Origin of the sequence: Vibrio sp. 1641 (assembly GCF_033339995.1) — a bacterium.
GTDB lineage: Bacteria > Pseudomonadota > Gammaproteobacteria > Enterobacterales > Vibrionaceae > Vibrio > Vibrio alginolyticus.
The window spans coordinates 1-585 of record NZ_JAWOVP010000358.1; the positions used below are offsets into that span (position 1 = coordinate 1).

1 protein-coding gene and 1 pseudogene are annotated in these 585 nt (G+C 41.2%); both read left to right on the plus strand.

All coding sequences use genetic code 11. From position 1 onward, the window contains the following. A partial coding sequence (rimI, locus tag R7Z47_RS25975; RefSeq protein ID WP_318130915.1) for a ribosomal protein S18-alanine N-acetyltransferase occupies positions 1-292 on the plus strand: 292 nt, incomplete at its 5' end. 121 nt (positions 293-413) lie between these two features. Further along, positions 414-491, plus strand: a pseudogene (locus R7Z47_RS27185) (peptide chain release factor 3); the annotation flags it as partial. Between the last annotated feature and the right edge of the window lie 94 nt (positions 492-585).

Sequence of the window (585 nt, forward strand, 5' to 3'; positions counted from 1 at the left end):
CTTTTATGCACAAAATATTGTGGGTGAAGTTACGTTACTCAATATTGCGGTTGCCCCTGCTCTACAAGGAAAAGGCTACGGTCAAAAGTTATTGGATGCCTTTCTGAATCACTGTGAGCAAGCCAAAGCAGACAGCGCGTGGCTAGAAGTAAGAGAAAGTAACCATCCTGCGATTCATATTTATGAGCAAGCTGGTTTTAACGAAGTGGATCGTCGTTATGATTATTATCCAGCCAAAACAGGCAATGGAAAAGAAGACGCGATCATCATGAGTTATCTCTTCTTTAACTAGACGTACTACTCGGGAAGTTGCCCCTAAAGCAATAATAAGCGAGAATACCGCGCAAAATTGAATCTACAAAAAGCGTGCTTGCTTTTCAGCAGGCATTCAGACATCAAAGAAGACCAGTTTCATGTCAAATACACCTTTTCTAAGCGAAGTTTCTAAACGTAGAACGTTCGCTATTATTTCTCACCCTGATGCCGCCCAGCCTTTCAACGCTTAAAACCACCTTTCATTGCACACCACAATCACATCTCTACGTACTGAATTTAAAGGCTTTTTGTCTTTTTCTCGTTTCTTTG